This window comes from Sphingomonas fucosidasi (genome assembly GCF_036663855.1).
In the GTDB taxonomy this organism is placed as follows: Bacteria; Pseudomonadota; Alphaproteobacteria; order Sphingomonadales; family Sphingomonadaceae; genus Sphingomonas; species Sphingomonas faeni_B.
Genome location: NZ_JAXOJR010000001.1, coordinates 585,293 through 603,406 on the forward strand (window position 1 = coordinate 585,293; position 18,114 = coordinate 603,406).

Below are 18,114 nucleotides of genomic sequence, written 5' to 3' on the forward strand. Positions count from 1 at the left end.
ATTTGGGGAACCGAGGCGTTGTGATCGGCAGATGAGGAGTTTGCGATGAAGGTCATGACGCTTCGGTCCCCGGTGGGCCTCGATACGCTCCAGCCCGAAGAGCGCGCCGATCCGGGCGATCCCGGCCCCGGCATGATCCGGGTGGCGATCCACGGCAGCTCGCTCAATTTCCACGATCTCGGCGTCGTCACCGGCAAGATGCCGAGCGAGGACGGCCGCGTGCCGCTGTCCGACGGGGCCGGCATCGTCGAGCGCGTCGGTGACGGCGTGACCGAGTTCGCGGTCGGTGATCACGTCGTGTCGTGCTTCTTCCCCGACTGGCAGGCCGGTCCGCCGACGATCGGCGACTTCAGCCGCACGCCGGGCGATGGGATCGACGGGTTCGCGCAAGAGCATGTCGTCCTCCCCGCGACCGCGTTCACGCATGCGCCGCGCGGCTATGACGCGGTCGAGGCGGCGACGATCACCACCGCGGGGCTGACGGCCTGGCGCGCGCTGGTCGTCGACGGCGGGTTGAAGGCAGGCGACACGGTGTTGCTGCTCGGCACCGGCGGCGTCTCGATCTGGGCGTTGCAGATCGCCAAGGCGATGGGCGCGATCGTCGCGATCACCTCGTCGTCGGACGCCAAGCTGGCGCGGGCCAAGGCACTCGGCGCCGACTTCACGCTCAACTACCGCGAGAACCAGGATTGGGGGCACAAGGTCGCCGCGTGGACCGGTGGCCGCGGGGTCGATCACGTGGTCGAGGTCGGTGGCCCGGCAACGCTGGCGCAATCGATCGCGGCGGTACGGATCGGCGGGCATATCTCGTTGATCGGCGTGCTGACCGGGCGTGGCGGCGAGGTGCCGACCGCGGCATTGATGGCGAAGCAGGCGCGATTGCAGGGGCTGATCGTCGGCAGTCGCGCCGATCAACAGGCGTTCGTCCGCGCACTCGATGCGACCGGTATCCGCCCGGTCGTCGACCGTCGCTTCCCGCTCGATCAACTCGCGGACGCCTTCGCGTTCGAGATGAGCGGCGAGCATTTCGGCAAGATCGGTGTCGAATGGTGAGGGTGTCGATGTAAGGTCCCGAGATCCATACCGGTGCGGTCGAAACCGCACCGGCAGATGGTCGGGGAGACAGGATTCGAACCTGCGACCCCCTGGTCCCAAACCAGGTGCGCTACCAGCCTGCGCCACTCCCCGACTGCGACGGCCCTTAGCCGCAGCCTTCGCCGGATGGCAAGCGGCATCGTGTTTCGGGCGGCAAAAGCCGATCCTTCCGGAGCGTGAACATCCGCAGCGGCGTGCGTACGGTCGTACGTGCGATGCGCGCGACGATGCGAGGTTCCGATCGTGGCGGGTCTGTGGCAGAGCCTGCCAATGGGCGGGACATCGACAGCAACAGCGCGGCTGCGCAGGATCGTGATCGGCTTCGTTGCCGTGCTGGCTGGGGCGAGCCCGGCGCTTGCGCAGGACGACGCGGGCTTTCAGGCGTATATGACGACGCTTCGTCAGCAGGCGCTGGCGGACGGGGTGAGCAGGCGGACGGCCGATGCGGTGTTTCCGGGGCTGACGCTCAACCAGCGGGTCATCGACCTCGACCGGCAGCAGCCCGGTGCGACCAGCAGCAGCGCGATCCCAGCCTTCGCACCCTACCGTGCACAGCATGTCGACGCGGCGCGGATCGCACGCGGTCGCCAGACCTATCAGGCGCAACGCTCGCGTTTGCAGCGGATCGAACAGAGCACCGGCGTACCGGAATCGATCATGGTCGCGATCTGGGGGCACGAGACGAATTACGGCAGCTATACCGGCAACTTCGACCTGCTGCGATCGCTGGCCAGCCTCGCGTACGAGGGTCGGCGGCGGTCGCTGTTCGCGGGCGAGTTCATCGCCGGGCTGAAGATGCTCGATCGCGGGGTGACGCGCGACCAGTTGAAGGGGAGCTGGGCGGGCGCGACCGGCAATCCGCAGTTCCTGCCGTCGATCTATCTGCGCCTGGCGCGCGACGGCGATGGCGACGGGCGCGCGGACATCTGGAACAGCCCGGCGGATACGCTGGCGTCGATCGGCAATTATTTCGTCGATGCGGGTTGGCGTGCGGGCCAGCCCTGGGGTGTCGCGGTCAACGTGCCCGCCGGGTTCGACCGGTCGCAAGTGCGTAACCGGCTCGTCTCGCCGCGCTGCCCGCGCGTGTTCGAGCGACATAGCGGCTGGCGGACGATCGCCGAATGGCGCGCGCTGGGGATCTCGCCCCAGGGTCGCAGCCTGCCCGCCGACAGCGTGATGGCGACGTTGCTCGAGCCGGACGGGCAGGGGGCGACTGCGTATCTGCTGACCAGCAACTACCGCGTGATCCTCGATTACAACTGCTCGAATTTCTACGCGCTCTCGGTCGGGCTGCTTGCCGACGCGGTCGAGCGCTAGGCCGAATTTGCACGCAACGGATACGTGACGCGGTCGCCGGGCGCGGCTATGACCTGCATCACATCCTGCCCACCGACCGCCCTTTTGCTCACGGAATACCCCATGAAGAAGCTGATCGTCGCACCGCTCGTCGCCATCGCGCTGGCGCACCCCTCCATTGCCGCTGCGCCGCAGTTCCAGACCGCCGCGCCGATCGCGTATATGGAGGACCTGTCGTCGGGCGCGGTGCTGTTCGAGCGTGACGCGAACCGCCGCATGCCGCCGGCTTCGCTCGCCAAGATGATGACCGTCTATGTCGCGTTCGACATGGTCAAGAAGGGCGAGCTGAAGCTCGACCAGATGATGCCGGTGCGACCCGAGACATGGGCGAAATGGCATGGTCCGGCAGCGGGTTCGACGATGTTCCTGTCGTCGGGTGAGAATGTCAGCGTCGCCAATCTTCTCTACGGCATCGTCACGCTGTCGGGCAACGACGCGTGCATCGTGCTCGCCGAGGGTATTTCGGGCTCCGAGCAGGCGTTCACCGAGCGGATGAACCGCAAGGCCGCCGAACTCGGCCTCAAGGACAGTCATTTCGGTACCGCGAACGGGTGGCCCGACAACGGCGTCACCTATGTGACGGCGCATGATCTCGCCAAGCTCGCCGCGGCGACGATCACCAACTATCCCGATCTCTACAAGCAATTCTACTCGAAGCGCGATTTCACCTGGGGCAAGACGATGGGCGGCAGCGCCATCACCCAGGCGAACCGCGACCCGATCCTCGGCCGCGTCGCTGGCGCAGATGGCCTGAAGACCGGTCACACCGAGGAGGCCGGCTACGGCTTCACGGGGTCCGCCGTGCAGAATGGCCGCCGCTTGGTCATGGTCGTCGCCGGCCTGACGAGTTCGGGCCAGCGCGCCGAGGAATCGGTACGCTTCATGGAATGGGGCTTCCGTGCTTGGCAATCGAAGCCGATCGTCGCGAAGGGCAAGAAGGTCGAAACCGCTTCGGTCCAGCTCGGCGATTCGTCGTCGGTCGGGCTGGTAGCGCCCAAGGCCCTGACCGTGACACTGCCCGCGGGCACCTCGCCCAATATGACCGCGAAGGTCGTGTATGACGGCCCGATCAAGGCGCCGATCAAGGCCGGCCAGCATATCGCCGATCTCGTCGTCACCACGTCCGACGGGCTGCAGCAGACCATGCCGCTGGTCGCCGAGAAGGACGTCGCGGAAGCCGGTTTCTTCGGTCGCGCATGGGCAGGACTGACCGGCTTCTTCGGCTGATGACCCCGGCGCCGATGACCTTTCGGGCATGACGTCGATCATCGGCAACACCGCCGCGCAGGCCGCCTTCATGGCGGCGATGCGCGGCGGTTCGTTGCATCACGCATGGCTGATCGCCGGGCCGCAGGGTGTCGGCAAGGCGAGCTTCGCACGCGCCGCAGCCATGCGGATGCTGGCGGATGCGGCCGATCCCGATAGCGGGGCGACCGGGTTGGAGGTTCCCGAGGGGAACCGGACGCGGTCGCTGATGGAGGCCGGGTCGCACCCCGATTTTCGCGTGCTCGCGCGGTTGCCGAAGGACGTCGACAAGCCCGACCAGGATCTCGCGCGGAGCATCACGATCGCGCAGGTGCGGACGCTGCAACCGCTGTTCGCGACCACGCCGTCGATGAGCCCGCGGCGCGTCGTGGTGATCGACGCGATCGACGATCTGGAGCGGGGCGGGGCGAATGCGCTGCTCAAGAACCTCGAGGAACCGCCGGCGGGGACGATCTTCCTGCTCGTCAGCCATGCACCGGGCCGGTTGCTGCCGACGATCCGGTCGCGGTGTCGGTTGTTGCGGTTCGAGGCGCTCAGCGACGACGAGGTCGCGACGGCGATCCGGACGTTGCAACCTGATGCCGACGAGGGCGAGGTCGCCTCGCTGGTTCGCGCGAGCGACGGTGCGCCCGGCCGCGCGCTTCGCTACGCCGGGCTCGACATCGCCGCGATCGACGATGCCATCGCTTCGATCGCGCAGGATGGGGACCGGGATAACGGACGCCGGTTGAAGCTCGCCAAGGCGCTCGGGCTCAAGGCCGCGCAACCGCGCTACGAGGCGTTTCTCGATCGTGCGCCTGCGTTTATCGCAGACGCCGCACGGACCCGCTCGGGGCCAGCGCTGCGATCCGCGCTCGATGCGCATGCCGCGGCACGCGAGCTGGCGGGTGCGGCGATCGGGCTGTCGCTAGATGCGCAGGCCACGGTGTTCGAGATGGCGGGGATCATCGCGACATTACGCCGGTGATCGGCCCGCACAGGCTTCACCTGATCGGGGTGATGCTCTAGGAGCGCGGCATGGCCGATCCTTTCTATGTCACCACCGCAATCCACTATCCCAACGGCCGTCCGCATATCGGTCACGCCTACGAGATGGTCGCCGCCGACGCGATCGCGCGGTTCCAGCGCCAGGCGGGCCGCGACGTGCTGTTCCAGACCGGGACCGACGAGCATGGCCTCAAGATGGTCCAGGCGGCGCGCGACCGCGACATGCCCGTGCGCGACCTCGCCAATGAAATGTCGTCGTATTTCCATGCGATGGCGGATCGTCTTGGCATCTCCTATGATCGCTTCATCCGCACCGTCGACGAGGATCATTACGCCGCGAGCTCGGCGATCTGGCAGGCGATGGCAGATGCGGGCGATCTGTATCTCGATCGCTACGAGGGCTGGTATTCGGTCCGCGACGAGGCGTTCTACGACGAATCCGAGCTGACCGGGGAGGGCGACGATCGCCGCTCACCGCAGGGTACGCCGGTCGAATGGACCGCCGAGGAGACCTGGTTCTTCCGCCTCTCCAAATATCAGCAGCCGCTGCTCGACCTCTTCGCCGCCAACCCCGATTTCATCCGCCCCGAGAGCCGCCGCAACGAGGTGATGCGCTTCGTCGAGGGTGGGCTGAAGGATCTGTCGGTCTCACGCACCAGCTTCGACTGGGGCGTGCCGGTGCCGGGCAGTCCTGGGCACGTCATGTATGTGTGGGTCGACGCGCTCACCAATTACCTGACCGGGATCGGCTATCCCGACATGAACGGCGACAAGGTGAAATACTGGCCAGCGGATATCCATCTGATCGGCAAGGACATCGTCCGTTTTCACGCGGTCTACTGGCCGGCGTTCCTGCTGTCGGCCGGCATCCCGCTGCCGAAGAGCGTGTTCGGCCACGGCTTTCTGCTGACTCGCGGCGAGAAGATGTCGAAGTCGGTTGGCAACGTCGTCGATCCGATGGCGCTGGCGGATGCGTTCGGCGTCGATGCGCTGCGCTATTTCTTCTTGCGCGAGGTGAGCTTCGGCCAGGACGGCAGCTACTCGCCCGAGGCTATCGTGATGCGCGTGAATGCCGAGCTGGCGAACAGCTTCGGCAACCTTGCGCAGCGGACCTTGTCGTTTATCGCCAAGAACTTGGGGGGCGAGTTTCCCACCGCGGGTACGGTGCAGGATGCCGACGGCATGCTGATCGAGGAGGTCGTCGTCGCCTGCTCCGGGTTCAAATCGGGCTTCACCGATCTCGCTTTGTCGCAGGGGATCGAGGCATGGATGCGCGGCGTGTTCGCGTGCAACCAGTATATCGACGCGCAGGCGCCCTGGGCGTTGCGCAAGACCGATCCCGAGCGGATGAACGCGGTGCTCCGCACGCTGGTCCGCGCGATCCGCATGCTCGCGATCGCGATCCTCCCGGTCGTACCCGAGTCCGCTGGCAAGGTGCTCGACCAGATCGGCGCGACCGAGCGCGACCATGCCGCGATCGACGATGATGGCTGGTACGACCGGATCGCCGCATCGGACTTCCGGATCGCGCCGCCATCGCCCGTGTTTCCCCGTCTCGAAATGCCCGCGGAGGCGTGATGCTCGCCGACAGCCATTGCCACCTGAACTACAAGGGCCTCGTCGAGGACCAGCAGGCGGTGCTCGAACGCGCGCGGGCCCGCGGTGTGACGGCGATGCTCAACATCTCGACGCGCGAGAGCGAGTGGGACGATATCGTCGCCACCGCCGAGCGCGAGCCGGACGTCTGGGCGACGATCGGCATCCATCCGAACGAGGCGGATACCTATCCCGACGTCGATGCGGCCAAGTTGATCGCCCGCGCGGCGCACCCGCGGGTCGTCGGCTTGGGCGAAAGCGGCCTCGACTATTTCCGCGACACCTCCGACCGCGCGCGCCAGCAGGCGAGCTTCCGCGCACACATTGCGGCGTCGCGCGAGACCGGACTGCCGATCGTCGTCCACACCCGCGATGCCGAGGACGATACCGCCGCGATCATGGCCGAGGAGATGGCGAAGGGGGCCTATCCGGGCGTCATCCACTGCTTCACGGCGAGTGGAGCTTTCGCCGACAAGGCGTTGGATATGGGGCTTTATATCTCGATATCCGGGATCGTGACGTTCAAGAACGCGCGTGATCTCCAGGAAACCGCGGCACGGCTGCCGATCGAGCGGCTGCTGATCGAGACCGACGCGCCGTTCCTCGCGCCGGTGCCGCATCGGGGCAAGACTGGAGAGCCCGGCTTCGTCGCCGACACAGCGCAGTTCCTCGCCGACCTGCGCGGGGAGAATGTCGAGGAATTGTCGCGTCGTACGGCCGAGAACTTCCACGCGCTGTTCGCCAAGACGCGAGCGTCGGGAGCCGTCGCAGCATGAAGATCACGATCCTCGGTTCGGGCACATCCTCGGGGGTGCCGAGGATCGGCAACGACTGGGGCGAGTGCGACCCGACCGAGCCGCGCAACCGACGCACGCGTGCGTCCGCGCTGGTCGAGCATGACGGCACCCGGATCCTGATCGACACCAGCCCCGACATGCGCGAGCAGTTGCTGGCGGCCGATATCGACCGGGTCGATGCGATACTCTGGACGCACGACCATGCCGATCATTGCCACGGCATCGACGACGTGCGGCAACTCTTCCACGCGATGGGAACGCCGGTCCGCGGCTATGCGCGGCCGTTCACGCTGGCGGCGCTCGATGCGCGCTTTACCTACGCCTTTCATGGTCGCCCCGGCTATCCGCCGACGATCGCGGCCGAGGTCTTGCCGGACCGATTGAGGATCGGGGGGATCGACATCCGCGTGACCGATCAGCCGCACGGCAGCATCCACGCCGCCGGCCTGCGGTTCGATGCCGACAACACGTCGATTGGATATGCGACCGATTTCAATGTGATGACGGACGATATGGCCAGCCAGTATCAGGATCTGGATATCTGGGTGGTGGATGCACTTCGCCGGCGACCGCATCCGACGCATATGGAATTGTCGGCGGTGCTCGGCTGGGTGGACCGCTTCACGCCGACGCGGACCGCGCTGATCCATATGGATAACACGATGGATTACGCGACGTTGCGCGATGAACTGCCCAGCGGGGTCGAGCCCGGTTATGACGGGCTCGTGCTGACCGCCTGACGGCCGCACGAGCCCGCCCGCCTACTTAGAAGCCCTTCTTCAACGACACGAAGAACTGCCGCGGCGCGCCGGCGAGCAGCGTCTGGTTGTCGCCGCTTGCATGAAGCCGTTCGAGCCGACCGTCGCGATGTACTTCTTGTTGGTCAGGTTGGTGACGTTGCCCTCGATCGCGACGCCGTGCAGCGGGCCATCACCCTCGAACCGATAGCCGATGCTGGCGTCAACTAGCACACGGCTCGGTACCGACTGGTCGTTGAGGTAGGTGAAGTAGCGCTTGCTCATGTAATCCGCGCCGACCCGGCCGGTGAAGCCGGACTGTTCGAGCACGATCTCGCCCTTGACCATGTGCTTGGGGGTATCGACGACCGTATCGCCCTTGCGGACCTGGACCGAACCCGAGGCGTCAGTGACCGTGTCCTGATATTCCGCGTTGGTGTAGGAATAGCTGGCGAACAGCGAGAGCGGGCGGAACACGCGGTAGTTGGCCGAGACTTCGGCGCCGTAGGTCCGCACGCTACCCGCGTTGTTGAGCGTCGGCGCGTTGCCGAGGATGCCGACGCCGTTGGCAAAGGCGAGCAGGCGGTTCGAGAAGTCGACATAATAGCCGACTGCCGAGGCCTGGAACGGTCCGCTGTGCAGGCGGACGCCGCCCTCCGCGGTCTTCGAGCGCTCGGGCTTGAGGCGACCGCGGACGGCGTTGAAGCCCGCTTGAGTCGCCGCGAAGGGCCCGGTCGTTGCCGACGAGACGAACGCGCGCATGTTCTCGGTATAGTCCGCAAAGATTTCCGCCGCCGGGGTTAGCTTGAACAGGATACCCGCCTGTGGCTGGAACCAGTCCTTCGCCGAGATCCGACCGACCGCGAGCGGGGAGGTCGTGTCGGGAAGCATCGTCGCGCTGTTGACGACATACGCGCCCTTCCACCCGGCGTTGAGGACCAGCCGGTCGTCGACCAGCTTCAGCGTATCCTCGACGTGATACTGCATCGTGTCGGTGCCGTATTTGCCGTCCCACTGCGTCGCATAGGGGTTCTTCTGGAACTCCAGCACGTCGCGGTTCGGCGTCGCGCTGTCGGTCATCCCGTAGAAGCGCCGCGCCTGGGTGAAGGTGTTGGTTTCTAGCCAGCCGCCGACCTCGAAGGTGTTCGCGCCCGTCTCATAAGCAAGGTTGCTGAGCGCCCCGCCGCGCTTGATGCTGTATTCCGTCGTGCGGAAGCTCAGCGGGCTGGTCGCGGAGATCGCACTGCCGTCCTGGTCGAGCGCGCCGGCTGGAGTCTGCGAATAGGGCGTGATCCACGATCCCTGGCCCTTGTTGTCGTGGTAATAGCCGGTCGTGACCATCGTCAGTTCGGGCGTCAGGTTCGCATTCAGCGTGACACCGCCGAGATAATCGCGGCGTACGCCACCGGCATCGAAATAGGCGTCGTCGACCGTGCCGAACCCGGTCGGGAAGGTCGTGCCGACCCCCGCCCAGGGTGCGACGAAGCCGACCGACGAGCCGTTGTTCGCCTTTGTGTAGGAGGCCAGCGCCGCCTGGTTCTGGTAGGTCTTGCCGATCTGCAGCGCGAGCGGGTAGTTATCGGCGATGTTGTCGTTACGCAGGCCACGACGGCGGATGATGTCGTAGCTGAGATCCTGATAATCCTGCTCGCGACGATCCGAGAAGTTCACGAACGCCGACAGGCTGCCGAAGCTGCCCAGATCCTTGACGATCTTGCCGTTCGCCTGGCGCTGGACGCCGTCGCCCTTCCACTTGTCGGTGGTGAGGTAGCCATAGCTCAGATAACCTTTCAGGCCGCCGCCGAGATCGCCGGTGTCGAGGCGGGCATAGCCGCGGTACGTGCTGTCCGAGCCATAGGTGCCGCCGCCGGTGACGTTGAGCGTGTCCCTCGGCTTGTCGCTGAAGAACTGGATCGTGCCGCCGAGGTTGCTGGTCGAGGCGGTGCCGAGTGCACCAGCGCCCTGCGCGACTTCGGTGCGCGCGACGTTCTCGGAGATGATCGCGCGGCTGATATGCAGGCCGTTGACGTTGCCGTAGCTCATGTCGCCGAGCGGTACGCCGTCGAGCGTGAAGCCGAGCTGGTTCTGGTTGAACCCGCGCAGCGATATGCGGACCGCCCATTCATACGCACCGAACGGGTCGGACGCCTGGAAGTTGACGCCGGGCAGCTTCTGGATCGCCTTCAATGGACTCGAACCGGGCGTGAGCCGCGCAAGATCGACCGCGCTGACGCTCTGCACTTGGCGGCTCTGACCGAAACCGAGCACGACGATGTCCGCGGGGGTGCCCTGCGAATCGTCGGCGCCCGCGCTATCGGCCAGCACCGCCTGATCGGCTTGCGCGGCCGGAGCCGGGGCATCGGAGGTGGTCTGGGCGACGGCAGGTGCGGCGATCGCGAGCACGGCAACACTGGCGAGAAGGCCGGATAGACGGTTCATAATGGTCCCCTGCGCTGCCATGACGCAGCGCTCTCAGCGCCCATCGACGCGGCCGGTTCCCGGGCAGCGACGTTTCAGTGACGGTTTGATGTCTAGCCGGTAATTCCGGGTCGGCCCCTTTCGACAGGTCGATTTAGCGATCTCCGCGTGTCCGTTTCGCAACACTCAAGGTCATGGGGCGACGCTGCGGGTCTTGCGCTAGGTTAGATCCGGGCTGGCACGGAACCGATCGCGTTGGCGACGCTTTGCGTTGATGACCACCGCATAGGCCCGTCGACGAGCGGTCGCGGAAAAGCCTGCGGACCATCACATGGGAAACAGCGCGCAATGGCTCATACGATCGCGGATATCATGGCACTCACGCTGGCTGACGCCGGTGTGAAGCGGATTTGGGGAGTCACCGGGGATAGCCTCAACGGCTTGAACGAGACGCTGCGGAAGATGGGCCGGATCGACTGGATGATGACCCGGCATGAGGAGGTCGCAGCCTTTGCAGCCGGCGCGGAGGCGGCGCTTACCGGAGAGCTCGCGGTCTGTGCGGGGAGTTGCGGACCAGGCAATCTGCATCTCATCAACGGCCTGTTCGACTGCCACCGGAACCACGTGCCGGTGCTGGCGATCGCCGCGCATATCCCGTCGTCGGAGATCGGCCTCGGCTATTTTCAGGAGACACATCCGCAGGAACTCTTCCGCGAATGCAGCCACTTCGTCGAGCTTGTTACCAACCCCGCGCAGATGCCCGAGGTGATGCACCGGGCGATGCGCGCGGCGATCGGCAAGCGCGGAGTCGCGGTGATCGTCGTCCCCGGCGACGTCGCGCTGCTCGAGGCACCGAAGGGAGCGACCGGGACATTCCCTCGGCTCAATCCACCGCGGATCGTGCCCAATGCGGACGATATCGATACGCTGGTGACGTTGCTCGACGAGGCCAAGACGGTGACGATCTTGACCGGTGCGGGCTGTGCCGGGCAGCATGACGCCGTCGTCGCGTTGGCGGATACGCTCGGTGCGCCCGTGGTCCATGCCCTGCGCGGCAAGGAGCATGTCGAGTGGGACAATCCGTTCGACGTCGGCATGACCGGTCTGATCGGCTTCGCATCGGGCTATCAGGCGATGGAGAATGGCGATTTGTTGCTGATGCTCGGCACCGACTTTCCGTATCGCAACTTCTATCCGAAGGACGCGAAGATCGTTTAAGTCGACCGCGATCCGTCGCAACTCGGCAAGCGCGCGCAGCTGGCGCTCGGGATCGTCGGCGATGTCGGCGAGACGCTGGCCGCGCTGTTGCCGCGGCTGACGCGACGGACCGATCGTACCTTCATCGAGGCGGCGCGGAAACATTATGCCAGCGCTCGCAAGGGGCTCGACGATCTCGCGACGCCGTCCAAGCCGGGGCGCCCGATCCATCCGCAATATCTTGCCAAGGTCTTGAGCGACCTGGCGGCGGACGACGCTGTCATCTCCGCCGATGTCGGCACGCCGACCGCCTGGGCGTGTCGCTACATCACCGTCAACGGCCAGCGTCGGCTGCTGTTTCCCGCCAATCACGGATCGATGGCGAACGCGCTGGCGCAGGCGATCGGCGCGCAGGCGGCGTGTCCCGGCCGTCAGGTGATCTCGCTGTCGGGCGATGGCGGGTTCGAGATGTCGATGGGCGACTTGCTGACGTTGAAGCAACTCAATCTGCCGGTGAAGATCGTGATCGTCGACAATGGCGAACTCGGCTTCGTCGCGCTCGAGCAGAAGGCCGGCGGCTTCCTCGACGTCAACATCAAACTCGAAAATCCGGATTTCGCGATGATCGCGCAGGCCTCCGGCATTCTCGGGATCGCCGTGACGGAGTCATCCGATCTCGAAGGCGCGTTGCGCGAGGCGCTTGCCCATGCCGGGCCGGCGCTCGTGTCGGTCAAGACGGCAGCCTATGAATTGCTGATGCCCCCGTCGATCAAGGCGGAGCAGGCAAAGGGGTTCAGTCTCTATATGGCCAAGGCGATCCTGAACGGTCGTGGCGACGAAGTGATCGAGCTTGCCAAGACCAATTTGCGGATGGCTCTGCCTGGCCTGTAACATGCTTCGGGCGTGACGGGGGAAGGTCTCCGACCTTCCCCCGTCGACGATCATTCGTCGCTGCCGAGCGTCTTCTTTGCGGCATCGAGTGCCGACTTGCCGCTCTTGCGCACGGTCTTCACCGCCGTGTCGGCAGCTTTTTCGACGGTGCTGCCGGCCTTGCGACCGAGTCCGATCGACTTCGCCATCGCGCGACGCGCTTCCGAATAGTTCGCAGCGACCATCGGATAGTCGGGCTTGAGGTTAAAGCGCTCGCGATACTGCTCCGGCGTCAGACCGTTGGTGGTCAAATGGCGGCGCAGCGTCTTGTACTTCTTGCCGTCCAGCATCGAGATGATGTGGTCGGGCGACGCGAGCGACTTGCGGGCGCTGACGGCCGGCTCGTACGTCTGTGCGGGTGCGGACTCATCTTCGGCGTCGGCGCCGGTGGTAAGCTTGATGACGGCGGCATGCATCGACACCAGGAACGCCGGAACGTCGTCCGCCGACGTACGGGTGTTGGGATTGGCAAGCCACGCTGCGGTCAGTTCCGCGGCTAGTTCCACGGCGTTCATTGTATCGGTCACACTCAGTCCTCGTTTCTACGGCCCCCCGGCGCGGGCGTGACTACAACGCGCTCAACAGAATGAAAAGCCACGACGTTATTAAATAGTCGTCACTATTCGGGACAGGATGTGGTGGCAAAATTCTTTCGATCAGTGGCGATCAAGCGCTCGATACACCGTCGACCTCGATCAAATCCGGCGCGATCGCCACGCCGATTATCCGGACCCGTTTCTGGACATGGTCGACCGGCATTCGCGCCAGTTGCAGCTGGTAACGGCCGCCCGAATCCCGCTGCAATACAAAACCACCCCCCTCGCGGATCAGTGTTCCGGTTTCGTCTACTATAGGGCCTGTACGTATCATGGACCGACAACGCCTGAACCGTCATCCGGATCATCCGCGGATGCGTGAATCGAGATCGAGTGCTGAAACCTTGGCCGTGATCGACGCGACAAGATCGGGTAGGCGCGGGCAATGACGGTACCGATTCTCTACAGTTTTCGACGGTGCCCCTATGCGATGCGCGCACGCCTGTCCTTGCTCAGGGTCGACGCCGTGGTCGAACTTCGCGAAGTCGCGTTGCGCGCCAAACCGGCGGCGATGGTGGATGTATCGCCAAAGGCTACCGTGCCGGTGCTCGTGCTTTCCGACGGTCGCGTGATCGACGAAAGCCTGGACATCATGCGGTGGGCGCAGTCGCAACACGGTCATGACAGTGATTGGATGGCACCGGACGACGAAGCGCTGGTTGCCGTTAACGACGGGGCATTCAAACACCATCTGGACCGCTACAAATACGCAGATCGCTTTCCCGACGACTCGATCGACCATCGGGCCGAAGCGACCGATTTTCTTCGGGAGCTGGACACCCGACTAGCTGGACCCGTTGCGCTCGGAGGAGATCGGTTGTCGATCGCCGACCTTGCGATCTTGCCGTTCGTCCGCCAGTTCGCGGAAACCGACCGGCGCTATTTCGACGCGCTGCCCCTGGTCGACCTGCAGCGTTGGCTGGCAGACTTCCTCGCTTCCGCGCTGTTCGAGCGTGCCATGGCAAAGTTCGCGCCATGGCAGCCGGAGGACCCACCGGTCATGTTTCCCGCGCAATCGTCTCGGTAGCGCTGACTTGGCGGAAGAGGTGGGATTCGAACCCACGGAGGGCTTGCACCCTCGCTGGTTTTCAAGACCAGTTCCTTAAACCACTCGGACACTCTTCCAAGTCAGTCGGTCAGCGCATCTAGGCGGTGCACGCCGCGTTCGCAACACTTCCGGTACCGTATGCGGCGGGCGTGCCAGTCGCTCTCCCTGTTGCGCGTCGGCGCCACGGTCCGCATGGAGATCGGATGGACCTCGACGCAATCTCTCGCCATTTTTTCGGCACGACCGACATCGACACGCTGGAGCCAGCGTCGCTGGAAGCGGGGCGAGATCGCCTGTCGCTCGCGTTGGGCACGGAGCGGGAATCCGGTCGGCGGTTTGCGCTATGGGCCGTCCTTCGGGCAACCGGCGAGGCGCCCGAGCCTTACCTCGCGTTCAAAGACCCACGCGAGCAACGCGCAGCCGAGGTCTATGCAACCATGTTGAGGCTGTCCGACCCGTCAGGGGACTAGGCGTCAGGCAGCACGCGGGTCTGAAGAGCATGTCGGCGGACGGCTAAGGGATAAACTTGCGGCGGGGCGCGTTGAGCCAGCGATATCCCCGTGAAATCCCAAGCGAAAGACCAGCCATGCACATCGACCTGACGGGTCAGGCCGCGATCGTCACCGGCGCGAGTTCCGGGCTCGGCCGCGCCTCCGCCATCGCCTTTGCCAAGGCCGGCGCGAAGGTCGCGGTCAACTACAACAGCAGCGCGGACAAAGCTCGCGAGGTGGTCGAGGCGATCGAGCAGGCGGGCGGCGAGGCGTTCGCGTGCGAAGCGGATACGTCGGACGAGGCGGCGGTGTTGAAACTGTTCGACGAGACGGTCGAGCGCTTCGGCGGCGTCGACATCGTCTTCGCCAACGCCGGCATGCAGAAGGATGCGGCCTATGCCGACCTGACGCTCGAAGACTGGAAGCGCGTCATCGACGTCAACCTGACCGGCCAGTTCCTCGTCTCGCGCGAAGCCGTGCGCCGCTTTCGCAAGCAGGGCGACCGCGGCGTCAGCCGGTCGATCGGGAAAATCCTGTTCATGAGTTCGGTGCACGAGGTCATCCCCTGGGCGGGCCACGCCAACTACGCCGCGTCGAAGGGCGGCAGTGGGATGCTGATGCGGGCGCTCGCGCAGGAGATCGCCGGCGACCGCATCCGCGTGAACGGCATCGCCCCCGGCGCGATCGCGACCGAGATCAACGCGGACGCGACCGCCGACCAGGACAAGCTGCTCGAACTGATCCCCTATGGCCGGATCGGCGACCCCGAGGACGTCGCGCGCGCCGCGCTGTTCCTCGTGTCCGATGCCGCGGACTATATCGTCGGCTCGACGCTCACCATCGACGGCGGCATGAGCCTGTATCCCGGCTTCCGCGATAATGGGTGAGCGTGGGGATAAGCCCGCCATATCGATCGCGGACCACGGTGCGATCGGCAATCTGGAGACGATCGCGCTCGTCGATACGGCGGGAACGATCGACTATCTCTGCTGGCCGTGCCTCGACAGCGCCTCGGTCTTTGCGCGGCTGCTCGACGGCGAGAAGGGCGGGCATTTCTCGGTCGAGCCCGACCTGCCCGATGCGAACATCGTCCAGATGTACCTGCCCGAGACCAACATCCTGCTGACCCGCTGGATGGCGAATGCGGCCAGCGTCGATCTGGTCGACCTTATGCCGGTCGGCAACGATGCCGATGACGCGCCGTCGCGGCTGGTCCGTCGGCTGACCTGCACGCGTGGGGCGGCGACGGTCCGCGTCCGCTGTGCGCCGCGGTTCGATTATGGCGTAATGGGACGCAAGGCTTCCGTCACGACTACTGAGGCGGACGTATCGCGAGGGCGGTTCGATCACGAAAGCGGCCTCGCGCTCGCGGTTCACGGCGCAGCGACTATCATAGCGGATGGTTGCGACCTGACCGCCGAGATCCACCTGAACGAAGGCGACACCGTCTCGCTGATCCTCAGCAACCCCGACGACGTATCGCTCGACACCGCGGCGCTGGATGCGATCGTCGAGAAGGACATCGCCTATTGGCGGACCTGGAGCCGCAAGTCGCGCTACCGCGGCCGCTGGCGCGAGACGGTCGAGCGCTCGGCGATGGCGCTGAAACTGCTGACCTCGCGCAAGCACGGCTCGATCGCCGCCGCCGCGACGTTCGGCCTGCCCGAAGCGCCCGGCGGCGTGCGCAACTGGGATTACCGCGCGACGTGGATCCGCGATTCGTCGTTCACCGTCTACGCACTTCTCCGTCTCGGCTATCAAGGCGAGGCGGTCGGCTTCCTCCACTGGGCGATGGACCGCGCGCAAGCGTGTTCGAAGGGTCATCTCGGCGTGATGTACGCGCTCGACGGCGGCGAGATCGCCGACGAACGCAAATTGGACCTCGCCGGGTTCGAGGGCGCGACCCCAATCGTCGTCGGCAACGAGGCGAAGGACCAGACGCAGCACGATATCTACGGTGCGCTGCTCGACGCGACCTATCTCGGCAGCAAATACGGCGAGCCGATCGCGCATGACTCGTGGGTCGCGATCTCGCGGATCGTCGACCAGGTCTGCGAGACATGGGACACGCCGGACTCGGGGATCTGGGAGGTCCGCGGGCCGAAGAAGCATTATCTCCACTCGCGCCTGATGAGCTGGGTCGCGGTCGATCGCGCGGTGCGGCTAGCGCAGAAGCGTTCGCTCCCCGCGCCGCTGGTCCGCTGGTCCGAGACGCGGACGGCGATCCACGACGATATCTGGGCGAACTTCTGGAACGAGGATCTCGGCCGCTTCGTCCGCGCGATCGGCGATGCGCCCGAGGATCTGGCGGTCGACGGCGCGTTGCTGATGATGCCGCTGGTCCGCTTCGTCGGCGCGACCGATCCCAAGTGGCTCGCGACGCTGGAGGCGATCGGGAACGACCTGTCCGACGACGGGCAGGTCTATCGCTACCGGATCGACGACGGTTTGCCGGGGCAGGAGGGGACGTTCGTCGCCTGCTCGTTCTGGTACGTCGAATGTCTCGCGCGGGCGGGGCGGCTCGACGAGGCACGGCTGAACTTCGAGAAGCTGCTCGCGCACGGCAACCATCTCGGCCTGTTCGCCGAGGAGATCGCGCAGGACGGCAGCTTCCTCGGCAATTTCCCGCAAGGCTTCAGCCACTTGGCGCTCATCAGCGCCGCCTTCTACCTTGACCGCGCACTCGACAGCGATGGTCCGCGCGAATGGGCATGACCTTTTTCACTGACGTAAGGACGACAACATGAACCTCGATATCGCAGGCAAGATCGCGCTGGTGACCGGCGCGGATAGCGGCATGGGCAAGGAAACCGCCCGGATGCTGCTGCAGGAAGGTGTCCGCGTCGCGATCACCGACCAACCCGGCGGCGATCTTGACTCCAGCGTGGAGGAGCTGAAGGCACACGGCGAGGTGATCGCGGTCGAGGCCGACCTGACCAAGCTCGATGACGTAGAGGCGCTGTTCGCCAAGGTCCGCGACCAGCTTGGCGAGCCCGACATACTGGTCAACTGCGCAGGCGTGACCGGCTCCACCGGCGACTTTCTCGACGTCGACGATGCCGGTTGGCAGTCGACGCTCGACATCAACCTGATGGGCGCGGTGCGCGTCTGCCGCGAGGCGATCCCGGCGATGCGCGCCGCGAAATGGGGCCGCATCGTGTTGATGAGCTCGGAGGACGCGGTGCAGCCCTATGTCGACGAACTCGCCTATTGCGCGTCGAAGGCGGGGATTTCGAGCCTGTCGAAGGGGCTGTCCAAGGCTTACGGGTGCGACAACGTGCTGGTGAACACTGTGTCGCCCGCGTTCATCGCCACGCCGATGACCGACACGATGATGCAGAAGCGCGCCGACGAAAAGGGCACGAGCTTCGACGAGGCGATCGAGACGTTCCTTGAGGAAGAGCGCCCCGGCATGACGCTCAAGCGCCGCGGGACGTCTGAAGAGGTCGCATCGGCGATCGTGTTCCTGTGCTCGGAGCGGGCGAGCTTCATCAACGGCGCGGATATTCGCGTGGATTCGGGCTCGGTGATGACCGTCGCGGGTTGAGCCGCCACCATCCGTCATGCCGGGCTTGTTCCGGCATCCACCGTTCCGCACAC

At 65.5% G+C, this 18,114-nt stretch carries 16 protein-coding genes, 2 tRNA genes and 1 pseudogene; 14 read left to right on the top strand and 5 right to left on the bottom strand.

Features of this window, described 5'->3' with window-relative positions; genetic code table 11:
- Positions 1 to 45 precede the first annotated feature (45 nt).
- Entirely contained in the window at positions 46 to 1,053 is a 1,008-nt protein-coding gene (locus tag U1737_RS02500) for a zinc-dependent alcohol dehydrogenase family protein (protein ID WP_332795478.1), read from the top strand.
- A gap of 58 nt (positions 1,054 to 1,111) precedes the next feature.
- Here U1737_RS02500 and U1737_RS02505 read toward each other — a convergent pair.
- Positions 1,112 to 1,188: transfer RNA gene (locus U1737_RS02505), tRNA-Pro, on the bottom strand.
- A gap of 177 nt (positions 1,189 to 1,365) precedes the next feature.
- Here U1737_RS02505 and U1737_RS02510 point away from each other — a divergent pair.
- From U1737_RS02510 to U1737_RS02535, 6 genes are all read left to right on the top strand, one after another.
- A complete protein-coding gene (locus U1737_RS02510; RefSeq protein WP_332795640.1) occupies positions 1,366 to 2,412 on the top strand; it encodes a lytic murein transglycosylase in 1,047 nt (348 codons plus the stop codon).
- A gap of 102 nt (positions 2,413 to 2,514) precedes the next feature.
- On the top strand, positions 2,515 to 3,678 hold the full coding sequence (locus U1737_RS02515; protein WP_332795479.1) for a D-alanyl-D-alanine carboxypeptidase family protein: 1,164 nt from the start codon (positions 2,515 to 2,517) through the stop codon (positions 3,676 to 3,678).
- Between the two features lie 28 nt (positions 3,679 to 3,706).
- A complete protein-coding gene (locus tag U1737_RS02520) occupies positions 3,707 to 4,684 on the top strand; it encodes a DNA polymerase III delta subunit-related protein (protein WP_248520760.1) in 978 nt (325 codons plus the stop codon).
- Between the two features lie 50 nt (positions 4,685 to 4,734).
- On the top strand, positions 4,735 to 6,282 hold the full coding sequence (gene metG, locus U1737_RS02525) for a methionine--tRNA ligase (RefSeq protein ID WP_332795480.1): 1,548 nt from the start codon (positions 4,735 to 4,737) through the stop codon (positions 6,280 to 6,282).
- Positions 6,282 to 7,076 carry a TatD family hydrolase gene (locus U1737_RS02530; protein WP_248520758.1) on the top strand — a complete coding sequence of 265 codons (795 nt, stop codon included), beginning with the start codon at positions 6,282 to 6,284 and terminating at the stop codon, positions 7,074 to 7,076. Before metG ends, U1737_RS02530 begins: the two co-directional genes overlap by 1 nt.
- On the top strand, positions 7,073 to 7,837 hold the full coding sequence (locus U1737_RS02535; RefSeq protein ID WP_332795481.1) for an MBL fold metallo-hydrolase: 765 nt from the start codon (positions 7,073 to 7,075) through the stop codon (positions 7,835 to 7,837). Before U1737_RS02530 ends, U1737_RS02535 begins: the two co-directional genes overlap by 4 nt.
- Positions 7,838 to 7,862: 25 nt before the next feature.
- On the opposite strand, the pseudogene U1737_RS02540 reads toward U1737_RS02535, so the two are convergent.
- A pseudogene (locus tag U1737_RS02540) lies at positions 7,863 to 10,273 on the bottom strand (TonB-dependent receptor).
- A 327-nt stretch (positions 10,274 to 10,600) separates the two neighbouring features.
- Here U1737_RS02540 and U1737_RS02545 point away from each other — a divergent pair.
- The gene (locus U1737_RS02545; protein WP_332795482.1) at positions 10,601 to 11,470 is read left to right on the top strand and encodes a thiamine pyrophosphate-binding protein; all 870 of its coding nucleotides are present in this window, start codon (positions 10,601 to 10,603) and stop codon (positions 11,468 to 11,470) included.
- Between the two features lie 87 nt (positions 11,471 to 11,557).
- Positions 11,558 to 12,340 carry a thiamine pyrophosphate-dependent enzyme gene (locus tag U1737_RS02550; protein WP_332795483.1) on the top strand — a complete coding sequence of 261 codons (783 nt, stop codon included), beginning with the start codon at positions 11,558 to 11,560 and terminating at the stop codon, positions 12,338 to 12,340.
- Positions 12,341 to 12,390: 50 nt separating this feature from the next.
- Here the strand turns inward: U1737_RS02550 and U1737_RS02555 are convergent, their stop codons facing one another.
- Positions 12,391 to 12,894 carry a Ros/MucR family transcriptional regulator gene (locus U1737_RS02555; protein ID WP_332795641.1) on the bottom strand — a complete coding sequence of 168 codons (504 nt, stop codon included), beginning with the start codon at positions 12,892 to 12,894 and terminating at the stop codon, positions 12,391 to 12,393.
- A gap of 151 nt (positions 12,895 to 13,045) precedes the next feature.
- On the bottom strand, positions 13,046 to 13,249 hold the full coding sequence (locus U1737_RS02560; RefSeq protein ID WP_248520754.1) for a DUF5818 domain-containing protein: 204 nt from the start codon (positions 13,247 to 13,249) through the stop codon (positions 13,046 to 13,048).
- 111 nt (positions 13,250 to 13,360) lie between these two features.
- Between U1737_RS02560 and U1737_RS02565 the strand changes: the two genes are divergently transcribed.
- Complete coding sequence (locus tag U1737_RS02565) at positions 13,361 to 14,002, top strand: glutathione S-transferase (RefSeq protein WP_332795484.1); 642 nt, start codon at positions 13,361 to 13,363, stop codon at positions 14,000 to 14,002.
- Between the two features lie 8 nt (positions 14,003 to 14,010).
- On the opposite strand, the gene U1737_RS02570 is transcribed toward U1737_RS02565, so the two are convergent.
- Positions 14,011 to 14,100: transfer RNA gene (locus U1737_RS02570), tRNA-Ser, on the bottom strand.
- Positions 14,101 to 14,226: 126 nt separating this feature from the next.
- Here U1737_RS02570 and U1737_RS02575 point away from each other — a divergent pair.
- The 4 genes from U1737_RS02575 (at position 14,227) to U1737_RS02590 (ending at position 18,061) form a co-directional block, all read left to right on the top strand.
- A complete protein-coding gene (locus tag U1737_RS02575; protein WP_248520752.1) occupies positions 14,227 to 14,493 on the top strand; it encodes a hypothetical protein in 267 nt (88 codons plus the stop codon).
- 116 nt (positions 14,494 to 14,609) lie between these two features.
- On the top strand, positions 14,610 to 15,401 hold the full coding sequence (locus U1737_RS02580) for a glucose 1-dehydrogenase (protein WP_332795485.1): 792 nt from the start codon (positions 14,610 to 14,612) through the stop codon (positions 15,399 to 15,401).
- Positions 15,394 to 17,229 carry a glycoside hydrolase family 15 protein gene (locus U1737_RS02585; protein WP_332795486.1) on the top strand — a complete coding sequence of 612 codons (1,836 nt, stop codon included), beginning with the start codon at positions 15,394 to 15,396 and terminating at the stop codon, positions 17,227 to 17,229. The genes U1737_RS02580 and U1737_RS02585 overlap by 8 nt, the downstream gene beginning before the upstream one ends.
- Before the next feature lie 28 nt (positions 17,230 to 17,257).
- Complete coding sequence (locus tag U1737_RS02590) at positions 17,258 to 18,061, top strand: SDR family NAD(P)-dependent oxidoreductase (protein ID WP_248520749.1); 804 nt, start codon at positions 17,258 to 17,260, stop codon at positions 18,059 to 18,061.
- Positions 18,062 to 18,114 lie beyond the last annotated feature (53 nt).

Coding starts and splice junctions, on each gene's coding strand:
- U1737_RS02500 (WP_332795478.1), top strand. CDS start 46: ATGAAGGTCATGACGCTTCGGTCCCCGGTGGGCCTCGATACGCTCCAG.
- U1737_RS02510 (WP_332795640.1), top strand. CDS start 1,366: ATGGGCGGGACATCGACAGCAACAGCGCGGCTGCGCAGGATCGTGATC.
- U1737_RS02515 (WP_332795479.1), top strand. CDS start 2,515: ATGAAGAAGCTGATCGTCGCACCGCTCGTCGCCATCGCGCTGGCGCAC.
- U1737_RS02520 (WP_248520760.1), top strand. CDS start 3,707: ATGACGTCGATCATCGGCAACACCGCCGCGCAGGCCGCCTTCATGGCG.
- metG (WP_332795480.1), top strand. CDS start 4,735: ATGGCCGATCCTTTCTATGTCACCACCGCAATCCACTATCCCAACGGC.
- U1737_RS02530 (WP_248520758.1), top strand. CDS start 6,282: ATGCTCGCCGACAGCCATTGCCACCTGAACTACAAGGGCCTCGTCGAG.
- U1737_RS02535 (WP_332795481.1), top strand. CDS start 7,073: ATGAAGATCACGATCCTCGGTTCGGGCACATCCTCGGGGGTGCCGAGG.
- U1737_RS02545 (WP_332795482.1), top strand. CDS start 10,601: ATGGCTCATACGATCGCGGATATCATGGCACTCACGCTGGCTGACGCC.
- U1737_RS02555 (WP_332795641.1), bottom strand. CDS start 12,894: ATGAACGCCGTGGAACTAGCCGCGGAACTGACCGCAGCGTGGCTTGCC.
- U1737_RS02560 (WP_248520754.1), bottom strand. CDS start 13,249: ATGATACGTACAGGCCCTATAGTAGACGAAACCGGAACACTGATCCGC.
- U1737_RS02565 (WP_332795484.1), top strand. CDS start 13,361: ATGACGGTACCGATTCTCTACAGTTTTCGACGGTGCCCCTATGCGATG.
- U1737_RS02575 (WP_248520752.1), top strand. CDS start 14,227: ATGGACCTCGACGCAATCTCTCGCCATTTTTTCGGCACGACCGACATC.
- U1737_RS02580 (WP_332795485.1), top strand. CDS start 14,610: ATGCACATCGACCTGACGGGTCAGGCCGCGATCGTCACCGGCGCGAGT.
- U1737_RS02585 (WP_332795486.1), top strand. CDS start 15,394: ATGGGTGAGCGTGGGGATAAGCCCGCCATATCGATCGCGGACCACGGT.
- U1737_RS02590 (WP_248520749.1), top strand. CDS start 17,258: ATGAACCTCGATATCGCAGGCAAGATCGCGCTGGTGACCGGCGCGGAT.